16 protein-coding genes are annotated in these 19,447 nt (G+C 50.9%); 3 read left to right on the top strand and 13 right to left on the bottom strand.

The annotated features are described in order from the left end of the window. Nucleotides 1-39 precede the first annotated feature (39 nt). The 3 genes from N9C89_RS01005 to N9C89_RS00995 all read right to left on the bottom strand — a co-directional run bounded on the left by N9C89_RS01005 (nucleotide 40) and on the right by N9C89_RS00995 (nucleotide 6,009). Nucleotides 40-2,448: a beta-mannosidase gene (locus N9C89_RS01005; protein WP_263951950.1), complete on the bottom strand. Its 2,409-nt coding sequence runs from the start codon at nucleotides 2,446-2,448 to the stop codon at nucleotides 40-42. A gap of 116 nt (nucleotides 2,449-2,564) precedes the next feature. Then, complete coding sequence (locus N9C89_RS01000) at nucleotides 2,565-4,742, bottom strand: GumC family protein (RefSeq protein WP_263951949.1); 2,178 nt, start codon at nucleotides 4,740-4,742, stop codon at nucleotides 2,565-2,567. Next, the gene (locus N9C89_RS00995) at nucleotides 4,735-6,009 is read right to left on the bottom strand and encodes an O-antigen ligase family protein (RefSeq protein WP_263951948.1); all 1,275 of its coding nucleotides are present in this window, start codon (nucleotides 6,007-6,009) and stop codon (nucleotides 4,735-4,737) included. Before N9C89_RS00995 ends, N9C89_RS01000 begins: the two co-directional genes overlap by 8 nt. An 837-nt stretch (nucleotides 6,010-6,846) precedes the next feature. Between N9C89_RS00995 and N9C89_RS00990 the strand changes: the two genes are divergently transcribed. The 3 genes from N9C89_RS00990 (at nucleotide 6,847) to N9C89_RS00980 (ending at nucleotide 9,136) form a co-directional block, all read left to right on the top strand. Then, nucleotides 6,847-7,263, top strand: coding sequence for a hypothetical protein (locus tag N9C89_RS00990; RefSeq protein WP_263951947.1), 417 nt, complete (start codon nucleotides 6,847-6,849; stop codon nucleotides 7,261-7,263). Nucleotides 7,264-7,955: 692 nt separating this feature from the next. Beyond that, nucleotides 7,956-8,219, top strand: coding sequence for a spike base protein, RCAP_Rcc01079 family (locus N9C89_RS00985; RefSeq protein WP_263951946.1), 264 nt, complete (start codon nucleotides 7,956-7,958; stop codon nucleotides 8,217-8,219). A 2-nt stretch (nucleotides 8,220-8,221) separates the two neighbouring features. Continuing rightward, nucleotides 8,222-9,136 carry a phage head spike fiber domain-containing protein gene (locus N9C89_RS00980; RefSeq protein ID WP_263951945.1) on the top strand — a complete coding sequence of 305 codons (915 nt, stop codon included), beginning with the start codon at nucleotides 8,222-8,224 and terminating at the stop codon, nucleotides 9,134-9,136. Here the strand turns inward: N9C89_RS00980 and N9C89_RS00975 are convergent. The 10 genes from N9C89_RS00975 to rfbC all read right to left on the bottom strand — a co-directional run bounded on the left by N9C89_RS00975 (nucleotide 9,117) and on the right by rfbC (nucleotide 19,400). Beyond that, nucleotides 9,117-10,241, bottom strand: coding sequence for a DUF1972 domain-containing protein (locus tag N9C89_RS00975; RefSeq protein ID WP_263951943.1), 1,125 nt, complete (start codon nucleotides 10,239-10,241; stop codon nucleotides 9,117-9,119). The genes N9C89_RS00980 and N9C89_RS00975 overlap by 20 nt on opposite strands. Continuing rightward, the gene (locus N9C89_RS00970) at nucleotides 10,231-11,154 is read right to left on the bottom strand and encodes an NAD-dependent epimerase/dehydratase family protein (RefSeq protein WP_263951942.1); all 924 of its coding nucleotides are present in this window, start codon (nucleotides 11,152-11,154) and stop codon (nucleotides 10,231-10,233) included. The genes N9C89_RS00975 and N9C89_RS00970 overlap by 11 nt, the downstream gene beginning before the upstream one ends. Continuing rightward, on the bottom strand, nucleotides 11,129-12,385 hold the full coding sequence (locus N9C89_RS00965; RefSeq protein WP_263951941.1) for a glycosyltransferase: 1,257 nt from the start codon (nucleotides 12,383-12,385) through the stop codon (nucleotides 11,129-11,131). The genes N9C89_RS00970 and N9C89_RS00965 overlap by 26 nt, the downstream gene beginning before the upstream one ends. Then, complete coding sequence (locus tag N9C89_RS00960) at nucleotides 12,363-13,451, bottom strand: sulfotransferase family protein (RefSeq protein WP_263951940.1); 1,089 nt, start codon at nucleotides 13,449-13,451, stop codon at nucleotides 12,363-12,365. The genes N9C89_RS00965 and N9C89_RS00960 overlap by 23 nt, the downstream gene beginning before the upstream one ends. 3 nt (nucleotides 13,452-13,454) lie before the next feature. Next, the gene (locus tag N9C89_RS00955) at nucleotides 13,455-14,624 is read right to left on the bottom strand and encodes an O-antigen ligase family protein (RefSeq protein ID WP_263951939.1); all 1,170 of its coding nucleotides are present in this window, start codon (nucleotides 14,622-14,624) and stop codon (nucleotides 13,455-13,457) included. A 97-nt stretch (nucleotides 14,625-14,721) separates the two neighbouring features. Continuing rightward, a complete protein-coding gene (locus N9C89_RS00950; protein ID WP_263951938.1) occupies nucleotides 14,722-16,020 on the bottom strand; it encodes a lipopolysaccharide biosynthesis protein in 1,299 nt (432 codons plus the stop codon). Then, complete coding sequence (rfbA, locus tag N9C89_RS00945) at nucleotides 16,017-16,961, bottom strand: glucose-1-phosphate thymidylyltransferase RfbA (RefSeq protein WP_263951937.1); 945 nt, start codon at nucleotides 16,959-16,961, stop codon at nucleotides 16,017-16,019. The genes N9C89_RS00950 and rfbA overlap by 4 nt, the downstream gene beginning before the upstream one ends. Continuing rightward, complete coding sequence (gene rfbD, locus N9C89_RS00940) at nucleotides 16,958-17,803, bottom strand: dTDP-4-dehydrorhamnose reductase (protein WP_263951935.1); 846 nt, start codon at nucleotides 17,801-17,803, stop codon at nucleotides 16,958-16,960. Before rfbD ends, rfbA begins: the two co-directional genes overlap by 4 nt. After that, nucleotides 17,800-18,840 carry a dTDP-glucose 4,6-dehydratase gene (gene rfbB, locus N9C89_RS00935; RefSeq protein ID WP_263951934.1) on the bottom strand — a complete coding sequence of 347 codons (1,041 nt, stop codon included), beginning with the start codon at nucleotides 18,838-18,840 and terminating at the stop codon, nucleotides 17,800-17,802. The genes rfbD and rfbB overlap by 4 nt, the downstream gene beginning before the upstream one ends. Further along, on the bottom strand, nucleotides 18,837-19,400 hold the full coding sequence (gene rfbC / locus N9C89_RS00930; RefSeq protein ID WP_263951933.1) for a dTDP-4-dehydrorhamnose 3,5-epimerase: 564 nt from the start codon (nucleotides 19,398-19,400) through the stop codon (nucleotides 18,837-18,839). The genes rfbB and rfbC overlap by 4 nt, the downstream gene beginning before the upstream one ends. Nucleotides 19,401-19,447: the final 47 nt, after the last annotated feature.

The raw sequence follows: 19,447 nt of genomic DNA, 5'->3' as shown, positions 1-19,447 counted from the left end.
AAGCCGCTATTCTATTTAGCGACTCCGGTCAGATATTTTTCAAGACATGAGAGATCGAACGCTCGGCTTCGAGGCTGGCAAATGTGATCTGCGTTTGCGGAGCTTCTTTAAGGTCTTCGGCACTCCGGGCAGGAGCGTCACGCAATTCTGCGAATAGATATCATCACCGCCATGGTCATAAGTGACATAAAGCGCTGGCCTGTCGCTTACGAGGGTGACATCTCCGTTGTCAGAAACTGTGCATTCAATCTCTGGCGTTTGGAATTCATACTCTTTGGGGCGCTTAGGTAGGAATTCGTTCTCGCCACTGTGCTCGCCCGATTTATCGCTCCAATCGAAATGCAGGAATTCGGTTTCCGAAAGCGAAGCTGCGGACAATCTCGTAACTTCAATCGCCTTATCGGTAGGCACTTTGGCATCGAAGGAACTCGCTTCCGAAACCTCGCCTCCAACGTCAACGCGACGTAGGTTGACCGAAATCTCTGCGGGCACGGGCGTGTCATTCACAGCGTATAGAACTATCTCGCCCGTTGCCTCATCTGGTTGCGCCGTAACCAAAACAGGCGAGAAGAACTCCTTGGCTGCGTAGTGAAACAGCTTCCAGCCGCCGCCGTATTCAAGGCTCGCCCAGCTTGCAACGGGCCAAGTATCGTTGAGCTGCCAGTATAGCGTTCCCATGCAGCGCGGTTTGTTTGCGCGCCAGAATTCGATGGCAGTTTTCATCGCGAGCGCCTGTGAAATCTGGCTTTGATAGGTCATGTCGCCGAAGCTTTCGGGAAAGCGGAAATACCTCGCCAATGTCTCTACGATCCGGCTGTTTCCACCGACATTCCTCTGATGGACATCCATCACCGAAGAAGAGACATTTCGATCCTCGGCCTCCGTAAAACTCTCGACAACCCGATTTGAGGGGAATGACTGAAACCCGAATTCCGAACAAAAGCGCGGACGCACAGTTCGGTAGTGCTCAAAATCTTTCGCCGAATGCCAAACATCCCAGAAATGCATGTCGCCAGAGGTATCGTCATGCCAGCCATCGTCAAAGTTTAGAGGCCCGACTGAAGGTGAGCTTGGCCACCATGGAACGTCGATCTTCTCGTCCAGCACAACCTCTTCAAGAGCGTGATTCAAACGATCATACATAGCGAGGTATTTGTCGCGGTCCTGTTTGCACTCGTCAAACCAGCCAAGCGCGCCAACTAGTTCGTTGTCACCACACCAAAGCCCAATACAGGCATGAGCGGACAAACGTCGAACCTGCTGCTTGGCCTCTTCACGGATCAATGCCAGCCAATCACGGTCAGCCGCAGGATAAATGTTACAGGCGAACATGAAATCCTGCCAAACCATCAGGCCCATCTCGGAACACATTTCATAGAACCAATCCGGCTCGTAACGCCCACCACCCCAGACTCGGATCATGTTCATGTTCGCTTCAATCGCCGAGGTCAGGAGGTCGCGAACGGCTTCTGGAGTGGATCGCGCAGGGAGAGCATCAGCAGGTATCCAGTTTGCACCGCGCATAAAAATCTCGCGCCCATTCACACGAAATGCAAATCGCTGGCCGACATCGTCTTTGTCGCAAACAAGCTCGACCTCACGCAAACCAACACGCATTGTCCGACACTCGCCACCAAGCGTAATCTCGGCATCATAAAGGTGCTGCTCACCGTGACCAGCGGGCCACCAAAGTTTGGGATCATCGATCTCGATCGATACCCGTGCACTAGATTGACCGGGATAGAAAGCGACGGATTGTTCGACAACTTTTCCATCAATTTCGACTTTCAGCGGCACATTCCCAACGGAATCCGCGAGGAAATACGCTTCAAAATCAAGCCGAACGCGACCGTTCTCGTGATGTTGAGTAAGCTTTACATCATCAAACCGCACAGCATTACCGGCCCGAAGCGAAACACCTCCATAAACACCGATTGGTGAAAGCGCGATATTCCAATCCCAGCCTGCATCACACTGTGTCTTGCGCAAGAAGTTGTAGTGCGGAAGCCGACAGTTCCACTCCACAAAAGGCACGGCAAAGGGAAATGCATCTGCCTTGGCGGCTGCGACCTTACTATTTGACAAGAAGAGGATTTCTATCTTGTTTTCACCCGATACCAGGTGCTCAGACACTTCAAAATCATAACGAAGGAATGCGTTTTCGCACACTCCGACAAGAGCGCCGTTCACGCTGACTTCTGCGTGGCAATCCACTTCGCTTAGTGTCAGATAAACTGGCCCATCCAAGCCTTCTTCGACCTGAACCGTGCGTTCAATAACCCACTCATTTTCGTGGACCCAATCAAGCGACGCCTCTCTATCGCGCCAATACGGATCCTTGATCTGTCCTTCGGACAGCAACACTGAATGCACATCATTTGGCACGCTAAATGGCATGCCGCTTTCTTTGCCAGCTTGCCGAAGCACCCAGCCGCTATTCAATTCCATGTGCATTCTAGTCCTCCTCGAGGGCGGCGATGTTACCGCTATCATTCCCTTCTGCTCGTATCCCGAACTAAAGGCTCAAAGTCAATCGGAGAGGAGGATTTGCGAGGTTTAGGCGGCTAAACACCACCCGGATGAGCATAGGTGTTTTCATAATCAGAGCCGCGTGAACGATTGTGCGTGAGTACGGAGTAGACCGGCGTTGAAGGTTGTACCCCTCGCGCCAGTCGGTCGAGCGCCTCGCGCAAATTCGTCTGCCCTGTGCCGCCATAGCGAACGCAATTCAACACAACATCGGCATGCCGCGCGATATAAATAGCGTCGACGACTGGCAACAATGGTGATGTATCAAGAATGATCACATCCATTGCTTCGCGTGCCTTATCAAGGAACCGCTCAAATATTGCAGACTGAAGCAGCTGATCCGTGGGCACATCAGCGCGGCCGCGGCCAAGGACAACGCCAACTTTCGAAAGCGTATCCGTATCATAGAAGCCCGATTGCGCAGCAAGTTTCTCGGGGTATCGAAGGTAATCGAAGAAACCGGTTTGAGGCGTGAGCCCTAGATATTGGTGCAGGCTCGGTTTTCGCAAATCCGTATCAACTAATAGCGTCGACTTTCCCGCCACAGCATAAGTGCGCGCCAAGGCGAGCGCCAAAGAACTCTTCCCTTCGCTCGGGAACGCAGACGTCACCATAACGACCGTGCATTTGCCTTTGGGCGTTAAAACACCAAGATCGATACTTGCCCGAAGTTGACGGACTGACTCTGCATAAGGCGAAAGCGGAGCCTGAATAACCGTGTCCGCAACAGAAAAGTGCCCCACTTGTTGTTCGACCTTCGGAATCGCGCCACCTACGGGGATCGGCAAAACGTTCGCAAGCTGAGCAACCGAAGTGATACCGCCAAAATAGAACTCGCTAAGAAATGCAGCCGAAACACCGACGCCGAGCGCGAGCACAAAGGCGAAGGACAAGACCATTGCTTTCTTAGGGAAACTTGGCTGTCGTGGTGGCAACGCTTCGGAGACAATTCGACTGTCCGCCATCTGGACAAGTGATTGCGCATCTAGATCCCGCGCCCGTGACAGAAGGTTTTTGTATTGCCTTTGAGCGATGTCAGCTTTTTGTTGAAGGTCATAAAGTTCCGCGAGCGTCGCAGAGGACAAGTTTCCGTCAAAGATGGCAGAACGCAACGCGCCCTGTTTGCTCCGTACCTCTGCGTTCAAATTGTCCACATCGAGTTTAGCAGACTGCAAATTCGTTGCGGCTTCTGCATCTAGCAGAGCATCTAGGCGCTCCAACTCCTGCTGCAGGTCGACGCGCGTGGTTGTTTCCGTGCTTGTATTCAGTCGCGCAATCAGTGCTTCGCGCTGTCCCACTAGATTTGCGAGCGCGTTGTCCTCGAGAACTTGCGCGATCTGCGCCCAATCGCGCTGTTGATAGGCACTCGACAACGCCTGTCTCTGTGCGGTTGATTGAACTTGCAAGCTGCGTAAGTCTTCGAGCTCTGATCGCAGTTGCTCGATATCAATGCCCCCTGCTTCTCGGCTCAACCGTTCCAGGTTTTGTTCAACATAGAAATCGAGTGCGTCCTCTGACTGCGCAAGGCTCTCACGCGCCTGCTCAATTTGCGCCAGCAAGAGATCGCGCGCCGCCATCGACATGTTTACCTTGGCCTCTATTTGAAGCCCGATGTAGGTTTGCGCCAATGTGTTCGCGAGCAATGCCGCTTTCGTCGCGGATTCAGACGTGGCAGAAACCGCAATGAGGTGGGTCTGGCCACGCCTACGAATTTCAGTTGCAGCCATGAATCGATCCAAAGTTTGACTCAAAAGATCCGTACCAACTGCAGGATTCTCATTTCGCCCAAACGCAAGCCCAAGCTTTTCAAAGAGCCCGAGCGATGGGCCAAATTCCGGATCAGTAACAAGATCAAGGCGCTCGACCGTTGCCAGCGAGACCGTTCCGGATCGAAGTATCTCAACCTCACTTTCTACCCGAGCGGCATCAGACATACCGCCTTGAGAAAACCCCTCATCGGGATTGAGCAAATTCTTTTGTGAGGGATCAACCAAGAGCAACGCAGTGGCCGTGAACTGCGGCGTCGTCAAAACCAAGAACGTCGCAGCAACCGCAAGGAAACCGGCTACGATACCCGCGATTAGCCAAATTTTCCGATAGAGAACAACGACAAGGTCTCGCAAATCCAAGTATTCGCCAACTTGTTGAGCGCTATTTGACACGCCTATTTTCTCGGCGCCACCGAACTGATGCTGCGGATGTTGTTTAACCATTTTCCACCTCGACTGGTGTTTCACTCCGCGAACGATTTTCGACGATAGCTAGAGCGATGATTGCGATGAAAAGGAATACGTTCGCTTGGATTTCCATACTGAAATCGACAAGCGCATGGAGCGACGCAAACGAGATAACACCGATTGCGGCAACTCGGATCGAGCTGTGGTTTGCAGACAGGCATTGTGCGCGGAGCAAGATCACAAACACCCAACCGATCGCCAACGGAATCAAACTTCCGGCGATCATGCCAAGCTCTGACCAGAGCGTCAGATACGTATTGTGCGGATGGAGCCAGACCACATCCACTGGCAACGTAGGCAAGTGATACCGTTCAAATGCCATGGGAAATGTGTCTAATCCGAATCCCGCAAACGGACGATCCGCGATCATGATTAGCGTTTGGTGCCAGAGTTCCGCACGGGTTTGCAGGTCTACAAATGCGAAAACGCTGCGATCTGAGACAGCAGTCAAACCGGCGACGACCACGACAAAGGGCAAAACAAAAAGTGCTACGCGTAAAGTTCGCCTCTGTCCCGCTCCACAAGACACTGCGAAACAGATGCTTGCTATTCCCAAGCCCAGCAAAATTGCTGCGCGCGATTGTGTCGCCAGCAACGCCGCGATGATGATCCCACATGCGCAGCCCCGCGCCCAGAAGCCCTTATCAAATTGGGGACGCGCAAACCGTGATACCCCCAGTATCAACCCCATGGAAAGCAAGGATGCGAAAGCATTTCGGTTGATGTAAGTCCCCGTGGCGGAGCCAAGGTAATGCTGCTTCGGGCCCCAGATAGAGAAGTCGTTAATCCCGTACAAAAATAACAGAGCAACAGTGGCGTGAAGCGCGATTCCGAAAAACAGCACGTCAGCGAATTGTCCGGTATTTTTCACCGTTGCGCCCAACAGAAAAAACAGGAAGGCATAGGTTAGGAGCCGTATCGCGCCAAGTAGAGTGGCGGATTGCGCGAGGCTGCCTGCGAAGCTCTGAGCGACAGCAAAACCGATTGCACAACAACCCAACACAAGTGGTGTTCTGGCCGTCAAAACCACATCAAGAATTGAGCCGCTCTGCGCACTGAAGCACCAGAGAAATGTTAAGGCAGACAGAGCGACCGCCCAAATGCACCACACTATTGGAAGATTTGAACCGGCAGGAATGGGCGCGATGAGAATAATCGCAAGCAGCGATACTCTCACTAAACTTTGGTTTGCGCTAAACTGGCGGGTAGACACCCCTTGAGCGGGCACAGAAAGGTCAGCCATTTGTTTGCTCGGCCCTTCTTGCAAGTTGATTGAGAAACACCTGCTTCTGAAACTCAGGGAGTTCTTCGACAATACTTTGCAGATACGGTCGGAGGCTCTTCTGACCGACATAAATTTGCGGAAGAACCCAGGAATACTCTGCGGACGCCAAAAGGACCGAAGCGTCCTGTGTGAACGCACTTTGAGCTTCGGGCGTTAGCGAAGGTATGAGTGGCACCAAAAGCCTAACGCGATGCGCGGCGAGCCAACCCTCACTCGGCGCCAATTTCTGTGAGTTTGATATCGCGCCTATAGCGGCGGCCTCTTTCCCCACCAGAAGTGAAGATTGCGCGATTACTAATTGAGACCGACTACTTTCGGCTGAAAGCTTCTCAATTTTCAATGCGGTTGCAAGGCATCGTTCTGCCGAATTTGAAACTTCGAATGACGGCCTGATGTTAAGCGTTGGATCCGCCAGCAATTGGATGCAGCGCTCTAAGAGTTGGCGCCGTGATGATAGCGATGGAGGGGCTGTTTGTTCTGAAGACTGCGCATGGACTAAAAACTTATACTCACTAATTCCGAAGATAGCTGAAAGAAAAAATACAATCATAGCGGGAACCAAAATGCATACTCTTGCAAGCCTCTCCCGTCTGTTCATTTTTTCCTCGCTGGCGATTTTCGCGACTTGGCTCAGGCCTGATCAAGCTCTCAATCTAGGCCTTGTTAGAAATTTGAGCGCAGTTATGCATTTCAAACTTCCGAGCACCTCTAAACTCAGATGATGCAATTACCCTTGTAAAATCAAGGAATTTGTGCAAATTCTCAGGTGCCATCACAACTCAAGCGAGGAAAAACATGAGACGCGCCATATTAGCAACGGTACTCCTCGCAGCATTTGGCCCTTTTGCAAAAGGCGCAATAGCTCAATCGACTTTCTTCGATGCAGAGGTAATTAGTGCTGCCTGCGCGGTGTCTTCTGAGAATTGTGCGGCCTTAGTTCAACAACTAATTTCACAACTTAAAAGTGCAAATCTCACTGAAGCTGAACTCAATAGCCAAGTAGCGGTTCTTGCGAGCGCAGTACTGAACGCAACAAGCGGCGCATCGCCTTCAAACATCGCTCAATTATCCCCTGTCTTGACTGAGATTTCGGGGCTTTCCAGTGAAGCTGGGCAGACCTCGTCTATTTTGGGATTTGCTAGAGAAATGGAAAGCGGGCGAGCACCAGAGCTATCAAACATCTCAACACCTTTTGCGGCGAGCCCAGCCTAGACACCCTGACCTTTCCTCGGTGCACATTCTGGAATCCCTTGGCGGATCATCTCTGAGCCGCTGATGAAGTAGAATCCGACCAATCTGAAGCGCCCTGAACTAAGGAACCAGCGCGCAATTCGAGGCGGGTAGTATAATGCCATTTGACGAGACCAATATTCGAACTTATCAGGCGGCAACGATATACCAGTGTAGGCAGAGCTTGGCCCATGGAAACCAAATCGAGCGCCCTTTTCCACACAAACGTTAGGTAGCCCTAAAAACAATGTACAAGCCGAAGCACAGTAGCCTTTTCGGATTTCTACATTGGTAGCACTCTTGCGATAGCGCTCTATCGTTGCGACTCGATCTATAAGGTTTCCACCAGCATCATTCCGGATCACGACGGTTTCGGCAAATGCCAAGCTGTAGAGCCAGCACGTAAAAAGCAGGCTAACCGTAACTCGACAAACGACTTCTGTTGCAATGCGTGGCAATTGCTTCTCCTTGACCTCAATCCCTCACGATTGAACGCACAAGCAGCCTTAATTTTGCGTGACCCCTCCGAACTTAAGTATCAAGAATTTAGTTTAATTCAGCTGTTGCGATGGCCGGTTTCCAGCGAACGCCGCTCGCACGACTCCTTAATTCATTGTGTGCAAATTCACCGCATCCCGCGCAAATCATCGATTGCTGAACAATAAGGAATTGCTATGCACAACCCATTTGAAAACCGACAACCAAATCTAAACGGCCCGTCAACGGACCTCGTTCCAGTTGCCCCAAACGATACGACAGATCTCTCTTCAGTCGCCCTTGCGCTTTACATCGAAACTGGCGGTACGCTCGTTATTCTGACCGAAAAGGAGGAAACGCGCACGGTTAAGGTTTCAGATTTTATGACGTTGCCCACAGGTGTTCGCCGCGTATTCGCGACAGGAACGACAGCGTCCGGCATCCATGCATTCGTGGTTTGAGCATGATCGGATACGGACTTTCATACACCGCAGCACAGCGGAAACTGTCGCGTGAGACAGTATTTGATTTCACAGGCGGGAGCTTGCCCCTAAACGTGAGTCACTCTCGAAGCACGGGTGCATATCATTTTGACCAATCAGGGAACATTTCTGAAGTCGCCTCCGATGTACCGCGTTTCGACCATGATCCAGTTACGGGAGTCGCTTTGGGTCTGCTTTTAGAAACGCAAAGCACCAATTTAATTGCGCACTCCCGCGCCAATACAACCAATTGGATCAAGGATGCATGCAATGCGAACGCCTTATCTCTGAACGCGCTTGGCGAATTTGACGGTGTGGAAGTATCTTCTACAGGGATGATTTGGGGTCGATTGAAAACGATCTTCAACGTCACCGCGGCGGAAACCTACGCAATCACCGCGTATTATCGCGCCGGTACCTCTCAAAATGCTCGCTTCGCATTCAGTGGCCTTCCTGGAGGTGAAACGCACTTTTCCGGACCAGTTGGCAATCTATCCGAAACACGTACGCAAATCGGATCAGTCACGGCATTCGATCAGACACTTCTTGCTGACGGGACCACCTATCGCGCCCGCTTTTTCTTCACTCCGAACGTGAGTGGTAGTGTTGAATTCGGGCTCGGTCCACAGAGCGGAACATCCGGCGACTCTATAGTTCTTTTGGGCGCACAAGCAGAACATGGAAATTCGCACGGCTCCTACATTCGAACGTCGGGGCAAGTTGCTTCGCGAGCTTCCGATATTTGCGGTGTTGCAGGATTGAGCGGCATTTATGATGTGACGGCAAAATATGGCGACAGTTCAGAAGAAGCGCTTGCAGCGCAATCTGTTTCGGCTGGGTATTGGCCTCCGCTCACAAGCAGACACCTGCGCTCGCTTAGGTTCTCGCCAGTTTGATCTGCCGCTTTGTGAATTGAGTTGTCAGTAGTTTCTCATATTGAACAAGCACGTCCTCCCATAGAAAATTCTCGGCATGCCGCTTCTTCGCGGCGTGCCGAGCGGCTGCAAGTTTGGTATTTTCTGAAAGAACAAAATCCAAGATTTCTCTCAACTCGACCTCATCCGAAAAGAAAAATTGGTCAGAGCCAGCAACCCATCGATTGAACGGATTGCTATGGGCAATTACCGCGTTACCTGCGCCAAGCGCTTCTACCAGCGATGGGTTCGTCCCCCCGACCTGATGACCATGTAGATATGCGCGGCAATAGTATCTTAGTGCACTTACCTTTTCTGGATCGTAGATCGCGCCGGGAAAACACACATTCTCGCTAGCCGCTTTCTTAACAGAGTTATGATATGGATTGTCGCCATCAAATCGGCCTAGGACGACCAGTTTTTTATCAGTTGAAATGCTGGAGAAAGCCCTTACCAATTCAAGGATCGAGTTCTCAGGTTCGATACGTGCGATCGAAACCAGGAAAGAGTCTTTTCCAAGGCCAAACTCGGAGAGAGCAGTCTCGTCAGCATGCTCGATCGGGTTTGCGCCGTAAGGTATCACGACTGGATTCTTCAGGCATCTTTTTCGAACATGGCGCGCGATCTCGGGATGATCGGCAATCGGGACATTCACAATATTTGCGCCGATAACTTCATTTAGAAAAAACCATACCTTTGCCCACAAGGACCATTTGGCGCGTTTCCACTCGATCCCGTCCATATTCATATAGACGCACCGCCCCCGAAGGCGCTGGGCAACGCTAAACACCGCAGTGTTATAGCCCAAAACCAAATCAACGCCGGGCTGCCTAAGAACATCGCGAGTGCAAGCCCAGTCAAACTCAATCGTTCCGCGCGGGCCTAGGCTTTTGGGGGCAAAAAACCTGCGTTTGATCCCTCGCCAATGATCCTCTTTCCAGACGCCAGATTCGCCGTGATCATTCTGGCAATAAACCAACACCTCATGTCCTTGACTTACTAGGAAAAGCGCCAACTCTTCTGCGAAAGTTTCAAAACCTCCGTGCGCGGCTGGAATTCCCCGTGTTCCCATTATGTTAATCTGCATGTGAACTAAGCTCCCGCGCCAATGCCGAGATTCCATCTTTCAAAGGTATTTCAGGAGTCCAGCCGAAGTTGAGTTTTGCCTGAGAATTATCCAAAACAATATGGGGCGGGTCGAATGCTCTTGCAGGAATACGATTGACGACGAGCGGCCTGCCCAACGCAGATTCAACTGCTTCAACGACTTCGTTTATCGAGGTCCCTATTCCAGAACCGCAATTGTAAATCCCAGATTTGCGACATTCGACCGTTTTGCATAGAAACCGCGCCAAATCACTCACATGAAGGTAGTCCCGAACAACACTTCCATCTCCAAAAATCTTGCTAGGGTTGCCTTGAATAGCATTTACAAGAAATGTCGAAACAACGCCAAGCACCCCCACTGAAATTTGCCCCATACCGAAAGGGTTTGAAGGACGAACAATGGTTAACTGAACGCCAGTTTCGTTGGAGAATAGCTGACAATATTTCTCGGCGCTCAGCTTTCCGACGCCATAAGCACTGATTGGCTCAAGAGGGTGATCTTCTCGGATGCTTTGCTCTCCGCCAGCGGCCCCATAGACAGCACCACCAGAGGACAGAAACACGAGGTGCTTCAGGGAAGGGGCATCTTTCAACATCTCCAGAAGCTTGAGCGTTCCAATAACGTTTGCCTGCACATCCCCTTGCATGTCTGCGGTGGCGGTCTTGGGAACCGATGACCATGCCGCATGTACAACCGTCTCTACACCATTCAGCCACTCGGGATGTGCCGCCAAGGCTTCATACCCGCCAGGCAGGTGCTGAAATTCCTGTCCGTGGGCGAATACCGGCTGTGCCTTTCGAGAAAGCACAGAAACCTCATGGCCCGCCTTCACGGCTTGGCCAACGAAGTGTGATCCAATAAAGCCATTACCGCCCGTGATCAGAATTCGCATGAATTGCCCCTTCGTAGGCCGACAACAGGTCGGTGTAGTAGGCTTGATCCGAAAAGGTTTCATCCGACCAGAGCTTTGCGTTCTGACCCATGCGCGCTGCGTCCTTTGTCGAATTGTTAAGTGTGTCTAAGGCCTTCGCTAAAGAACCAACGTCCTCAACTTTGAAAACTAATCCGCGCTCGCCGTCTGCGACCAACTCCGGAATGCCGCCACGATTTGCACCGATTACCGGACGGCCAACTGCGAACGCTTGATTGATCACATAGGGAAAGTTTTCATGCCAAAGCGAAGGAACTACAATACACCGCGCTCGCTTAAGTATAGGGGTTAATGCGTCCCCCCAAACTGGCCCCAAGAAGTCAACTTGATCCAAATTGGAAGCCCGTTTTGTTGATTGAAGCCGCTCTAGTTCTGGTCCGTCACCGACAATCTTAATTGGAACATCAGGACAAAGCTTTGCGGCTTCAAGTAATAGCGAAACTCCTTTTTCTTCGACCAATCTTCCGAAATAGAGCGCATATCCGTCGTCTTCCATCGAATGCGTGAAGTCCCTGCTGTTGAAAGGGTTTCTTAGCTTGCTCCAGCTGAACTCGCGGTCCGGCCAAAATTCGATTGTTTTTTTCGCCATGAAATCAGAGGAGAACGTGTAATGGTCGACCAACTCTCCATAGACATTTCGGCTCGCATGGAACTGCGCCTCTAGTGCACTCGCGACGCTATGCGCATAGTTATCTTTCGCGCATCTGTTCTTAACGGCGTTGAAAAACTTGCTGCCGGCACAATCTTCGCAAACGCGTCCGTGATGAAACAACTTATAGTTCGGGCAGATGTGTTTGTAATCGTTGCAAGTCATAACCGTCGCAATTTTCGCTTCTTTTGCAGTGGCTAAAATTGATGGGCTTAAATGCACGTGAACCGCAAAACAATGCAGTAAATCTGGTTGGAATTTCTTCAGAAGATCAGCCGTAACCTTCTTGGCTTGGGTTGACCAAATTGCTTTAGGCAGATTTGCAAGTTTTTGGACCGGCGACCCGCTTCGGTATTCCGGCGGGTCGACGAAGGTAACCTGGGATGGGCTGATTGCATCCGACCAATCCACGTCATCCGGATTACCAGTAGTAAGAAAATGAACGTCATGACCATTCTCTTGTAGTATGCGCGCAGTTTCTTGCACGAACACCTCTGCACCGCCCACAAGGTTGAAGAACTTATGAGCCAGTAGAACGCGCATATTCATCTCTGCTAGCTGGAAACAAAACCTCTTCATCGTGCTCTATTCGCGGCTGAACGCGATCACAGCTTTCTCGATAACCAAGCTCAACCATGGTTTCGCGAAACGGTACTACGATTATGGGATCAAGCGCGACGCCTGGATAATATGAAACGCGAGAGAGCTTTGACTCCGCGTAGCGAAAGAAAGTGTAGTCACTTTTTAAGCCGCAAAACTCCAACAGGCGCGACAAGGTTTTCGAAGGTTGATTGCATAGGTCTTCGTACCTAACGATATGAACCGACTCAGGTTGAGAGCGCGTTACGGACACGGCCGCGCGCATTGCCAAAATCCATTCCACTGCGGCCCTGTCCCGATGATCTGTGAACTGCCGAATCTGGCTTATGTAAGGGCACAAATCTGGATGTAGTGGAACAAGCTCATCAACGAGCAAACGCCATTTCCGATCATCTCGTCCCCACCAATCATGTGTCTCGCCATTTTTTGACAAACCATTCTTTGCCGACCACTTGTCAATCGAACAGCAGGTATCGACACCATTGCGAAGCATCGCGATAAACTTTGCATCCGGGAAGAGATCGAAAACAAAGCGATCTCGAAAAACCAACTCTGGATACTTATCGACAACGCAACGCGCGCCCCCCCAGAACTGCGCCCATCGATACACACGAGAGACTTTATTGGCGATCAATTGTGAGTCCTGCTGAGGCTCCACAACGACTGTAGCCTGCCCTTCTGAATAACTTCCGATCAGATCCTCTCTTGGATAGGCGAAATGCCACAAAGCTTTTGGCTCATTCAGAAAAACAACCTCTCTGTGTATCGAGAAGAGCTTACCCAAAATTGTGGTTCCGCTTCGGCCAGTTCCAACGATGAAAACCACCTGACCGCGTCGCTTCGGGGCGGGGATTACCTGCGCTAACCGATAAAGCGCGAAGACCAACCCGTTAATCCACCTGCCTTTTGTCGTAAGAGGGCGTCCCTCGATGAATGCATAGGAAAACAATCTTCCTGGCACTTTCCACGGGCGGCGGAGCAGCAATTCTTTGTCGATCTGAGCAACCATGAACTATCCCATTTCCGAAGTTGGCGTTGTCACAATGACGAGCAAACTAAAGTATAGAGTCAGCAACAGGGTCTGCCCCAGAAGCGTGACACTTAGTACGCAGGCGGCAAAAAGACTGAGGGAAAACGCGACAAATAGCCTGTGGGATCTTACTTCTCCAAGCGCGCCCACGTGACCTGATTGTCTAAGGCAGCGCGTAATTTCCAAAACAATTGCAAAAAGGAAGAGCAGGCCGAAAACGCCAGTTTCGACAAACACTTCAAAGAACATATTGTGAAGTGTTAGCCCAAAATAGTTATAGAATTCAGAGTGCCCTGGGCCAAAACCAGAATACCAGACTGGCATAGCTGCACTCAAAGACATCTTCCAATTCACCACGCGCCAAGCCATAGAATTATCGACCAGATGATAGCTGTACACGTCACTCGATATCTCACCAAAAGAGGTAAATATCTCAAAGAGTGAAAACAGGTCCCGCGTCCAAGGAAGAGCGTAGATCATTCCCATTGACACACCAGCCAAGAACAAGAAGGACACACCTCGAAGCCGTCTAGGAACGTTATAAGAGGCCAAAACGACGATGATGACCGCCAGCATCAGCCAGGCCGTTTGAGCAACAGCAAATGTCATGGCAAGAAGGCCCATCAATCTAATCACATAGTCAGTGACGCTTTTAGATCGATCAAGTTTCAGGCGGAGAATTTCGTCCGCCACAATCGCGAGCAGCATTAACATTCCGAACAAAACAGGGTGGCTCGAAACGCCAAACGCGCGAACTTCTCCGGCAATTTGAAAACGATCCGGAGCAGCTATGATTTGCAAAACGCTTATCGCGAATCCGAAGCCGATAAGGAAGCGAACAAACTGCCGAAGCCTTTCCACCGCATATTGACTGCGAAAATAGATGGACGCGAATCCAACCCAAGCCGCAAGAAATACAACTCTAAACACCGCATCCAAGCCACGTGCGATTTCTGGTGGAGCAGTAATGATGAAGCTCAAAACCGAAACGAACGCAAAACACAAAAGATAAACAGTAAGTTTCAGATAACGCGAACAGAAGACTGGCGATGACAACGCCAACAAAGAAAATGTAGCGAAATTCAAGAAAGTGAGCGGCGCCGAAAGCCCAACGTTAACCCAAACGCCAACTGCACCCAAAACAACGCGCACGCTTAGTAGCAAAAGAACGAGATCTACGGCGAGTTTTGGGCTGATGCGATAGTCAACACGTGGCTCGAAACCGGGCATTATTGAATTTGCAGGTGAGCTATGCATGCCGCAGAGCCTTCGTGGGGGCTTTCAAAGAGAAAGGCGCGAAGCCCGTAAGCTTATAGGCCGTGTAAGCAACGACAGCCTTCTTAGCCACAACAGCGATCAAACGCGCGCCTGCAACAAGTACAATTGATCCCGACAAAGCGGCAATGGCCATGAACATTAGCCCAAACACTAGGCCCCAAAACTCAATTTTTCTTAACGCTCTTTCACGGCCCGTCATCGCCAAGAACGCGTTCCCAAACCCTAGGCTTGCCTGCAAGACTTGAGCGAGAATGAGGATTGTGAGCGCAGTTGCTGTTGGGGACGTTGCCGTTGCAAACAGCATTGAAACCAAAGGGTATCCAACCCAAATCAATGCGCCAATGAGGATGCTTATGCTTACAGAAGCAGCTGTCGCAATGCTCGCCCAAAACTCCAACTTCTCGCGGTCAAATTTTGAATGCGTGGCGGACACAAGTGGAGAAATCACTAAGTATAGCGCGAACGTAACAGTGCTAACTGCTAACGCAATACGGTTCGCCGGAAAGTATTCTGCAGCGGCAGTTTCGGAAATCATCAGACCAACAATAACGATATCGACTGTGCTCAATCCGACTGCAGCAACTTGCCCAATCATCAGGTCAAAACTACATTTTGCGCGTTGTGTCCGCAATCTCGCCGGCTTGGCCAAAGTGATCCACCGCAAACGGAACCCGAGTTTTTGACCTTGCAACAACAGGAACAACAAAAGCACTGCAACAAGCAGCAGTCCCATCGAAGCCGCGGAGATCTGAACATCAATTACAAGTAGCCCGCCCGTAATAATAACGACTGCCAGCCGCCACAAAATCTCTCGTGGTGCCAAAGACCAGAAATTTTCTCCGCGTGCGCGGGCAGCGCCCGACCAAGCGAAACTAATACTCAAGAGCGAAGATAGGGCCAAAACAGCGATTGCCAGCCGATAGCCAAATCCGCCGAAAAGCAGCAACATTGATGCTGCGGAGCCGCAGGCTATTCCGCCCCAGAATGCCCAGTTTGTAGAAACTGCAATTTGCTTTTTGAACCCTTCACGATCGGGCGAAGATTTAGAGAGATCACGAACGAGCAAATCGTACTGACCAAAAGAACCAATGGCCGAGCAAATCATTGCGGCCGAAAGAACAACTGCCAATTTGCCGTATTCACTCGCAGGCAGCGCAAATGAAAGAACAGAAACAAACGCAAGCGAAACCAGCAATGATCCCGCTTTCAGAAGTATAGTACTTATACTGTCTGAAATGAGTTTACGTGCGCTTGTATTGCTCTCCTTCATATGAGCCTCGGCACTTCCGCCATGACAGGTTGCGCGCATTGAGTTTCAGGAAAGTTAACGCCATCGATACACAGAGAGGCCAGATAATTTCCGTAGTTTGTCTTTGAAAAAAGAGTGGCTCTCTCCTTTAGCCCTTCGCCGTCAATCCAACCGGATTCAAATGCAATTTCGTCAGGGCTTCCGGTTAACATGCCCTGCCGTGCCTCTAGAGTCCGAACCAAGTTCCCCGCGTCCAAAAGGCTGCTGTGCGTACCCGTGTCGAGCCATGCATACCCACGGCCCATTGTTCGAACATCGAGTTCACCGGCATGCAAATACATCTCGAGCAAGGACGTAATTTCGAGCTCGCCGCGCTCCGATGGCCGCACCTCTCTTGCGAGTTGAGGCGCTTTTTCATCAAGGAAATATAGGCCCGTTACCGCATAGTTCGATGGGGGCACCGTTGGCTTCTCAATGATCTCTAGCGCCTTTCCGCGGTCATCAAAAGCAACAACTCCGTATCGTTCGGGATCTGAAACATGGTACCCGAACACCGTTCCACCGGCGCTTTGGGAATTTGCCGCTTTTAACTGTGTCGGCAACCCATGACCGAAGAAAATATTGTCACCCAAAATGAGCGCGGACGGCGCGCCATCAAGAAACTCATCGGCGAGGATGAAAGCTTGGGCGAGACCATCCGGTGAAGCTTGAACGATATATTCAAGCTCAATTCCCCACTGGCTCCCATCGCCGAGAACTTCTTTAAACTGCGCCTGATCACGTGGCGTTGTTATGACTGCTATTTCTCGAATTCCCGCAAGCATCAAGACTGAAAGCGGGTAATAAATCATAGGTTTGTCGTAGACTGGAAGTAACTGCTTCGAAACGCCCATGGTGATAGGATATAGTCGCGTTCCCGAACCGCCCGCGAGAATGATGCCTTTTCTGTTTTTCTGTGTCATGCAGAGGCTCCCATTTCGTCAATTACTTGTGTCAAACCATCGCGCCAGTCTGGTTGTGCAACTCCGAAACCAGAGAGTTTTTCGCAGCAAAGACGTGAATTTAAGGGGCGTTTAGCAACGGTAGGATAGTCTCGCGATTGAACCTCGGTAACCATGCAATCGATATGTGCTTTTGCGAATATCGCTTCGGCAAATCCTGCCCAACTTGTTGTTGGAGCACCGGCAAAATGGTAGATACCTGCAGCGCTGGCATCGGCCTCTAAATGCGCAACCAGTTGCATGCATATTTTAGCGATTTCAGCGGCCGACGTTGGCCCGCCGAACTGATCGGCTACGACTTGAACTTCCTCGCGCTCTTCCCCGAGGCGAAGCATAGTTTTGACGAAATTTGTCCCGTAGCTTGAAAACACCCAACTGGTTCTCAAAACCGCTGACCGACCTCCAGCATTGAGAACACCCAACTCTCCTTCGCGCTTTGACCGCCCGTAGGCGTTTATCGGATCAGTTTCATCCTCTGGCCGCCACGGCAGATGGCCTTCGCCGCTAAACACGTAGTCAGTCGAAATGTGTACAAAGGGGATACTGAGAGAGGAACAGGTTTTGGCCATAATTCTCGGAGCGTCAGAGTTAATCAAAGCCGCTTTTTTCTGCTCTGTTTCGGCCGTATCCACATTGGTGTAGGCCGCAGCATTGATGACTGCGAGAGGGCGCAATTGCCGGATTATTTGTTCGCTCTCTTCCGGCCGCTCAAGATTGACTTCATCTCTACCAATGCAATGCGCTTTGTCGAATTTGTTAAGCTCTCGCGCCACTTGACCGTTTTTACCAAAAACCAAGATCATGCGGACACTCCCAGCCGCTCTCCGGCGCCGTCTCGCATCAATAGGGGTGCCCACCAATCTTGATTGTTCAGATACCACTCGACTGTTCTGCGCATGCCTTGTTCGAGCGTTACCGAAGGCCGCCATCCAAGCTCATTGCGAATTTTTTGCGGGTCAATCGCGTATCTTAGATCGTGACCAGGCCTGTCCCTGACAAAACGTATTTGCTCTTTATACGGCTCTTGCGCGGGGCGCAGATCATCCAACACAGCGCAAATTAGGTTAACGATCTGAAGATTCGTCGCTTCGTTTTCGCCACCGATGTTGTAGCTCTCAGAAAGCGCACTTCTCTCAAGAACGTGTAGGAGCGCATCCGCGTGGTCTTCGACAAAGAGCCAGTCACGAATGTTTGCGCCATTGCCGTAGATCGGAATTTCCTTGCCGGCGAGCGCATTAAGGATAACTACCGGAACCAATTTTTCAGGGAATTGCCGTGGGCCGTAATTATTTGAACAATTGCTGAGCACCACTGGCAAACCGTAAGTCTCCGCCCAAGCCCGAACGAGATGATCGCTGGCAGCTTTGGACGCGGAATATGGGCTGTTTGGGGCGTACGGAGTTGTTTCAGTGAACATACCCGTTTCTCCGAGGGTTCCGAAAACCTCGTCGGTCGACACATGGTGAAACCTGAAGTTTTTCGGTTGACCTGATACCTGCCAATACGATTTTGACGCTTCCAGCAAATTAAACGTACCAACGATATTGGTTTCGATGAACGCGCTTGGGCCATCAATGGACCGGTCCACGTGGCTTTCTGCGGCAAGATGCATAACGGCATCCGGCTTATGTTTTGCAAAGATTTGATCAAGTTTTGATCTGTCTCGAATATCCGCTTTCTCAAAGCTATAGGCAGGATGATCCGAGACATCGCTAAGGCTTCTGAGGCATGACGCGTATGTGAGCGCATCTAGGTTGACGACCTCGTAGCCTCGTTTGAGAGCGAGCTTCACAACTGCTGACCCGATAAAACCCGCTCCGCCTGTAACAAGAAGCTTCATGCGCAGGCCTCCAAACTAAACGGACAATCGACAGTTTGAAATGCTGGCGCAGCGGCGTCTTTTTCAGAGATAATCGGCTGTTGGCCTTCAATCGGCCAAAGAATATTCGCGCTATCCCACGCGATAGTCCGATCATGACTCGGCGCGTAATAGTTACTGCACTTGTAGAGAACTTCAGTGTCATCTTCCAACGTCAGGAAGCCATGCAAAAAACCCTGTGGTACAAAGAGTTGCTTACCATTCTCTGCACTCAGTTCCTCGGCATACCACTCTCCATATGTTATTGATCCCTGCCTAAAATCGACCGCCACATCAAAGATCGAACCACGCGTACAACGAACCAGCTTCGCCTGATCAAACGGGGGCTCTTGATAGTGAAGGCCGCGCAGGGTTCCCGCGCTTTTGGAATAGGAATGGTTGTCTTGCACAAACTCGACGCCGCCGAGAGCCTCCTCGACATTCTTCTTTACGTATGTCTCTGAAAAGAACCCGCGTTGGTCTTGGAAACGGTCAGGCGTAATGACCAACGCGCCGTCGAGTGGAGTTTCCTCAATCTTCATTCGTTAATGCCCCGTTCTAGGATACTGATGACAACGGGACGCGAGCA

This window comes from Halocynthiibacter sp. SDUM655004 (assembly GCF_026015885.1).
GTDB lineage: Bacteria > Pseudomonadota > Alphaproteobacteria > Rhodobacterales > Rhodobacteraceae > Falsihalocynthiibacter > Falsihalocynthiibacter halioticoli.
The sequence above is the reverse complement of the archived record's forward strand: the minus strand, read 5'-3'. Positions and strand labels throughout refer to the sequence as shown.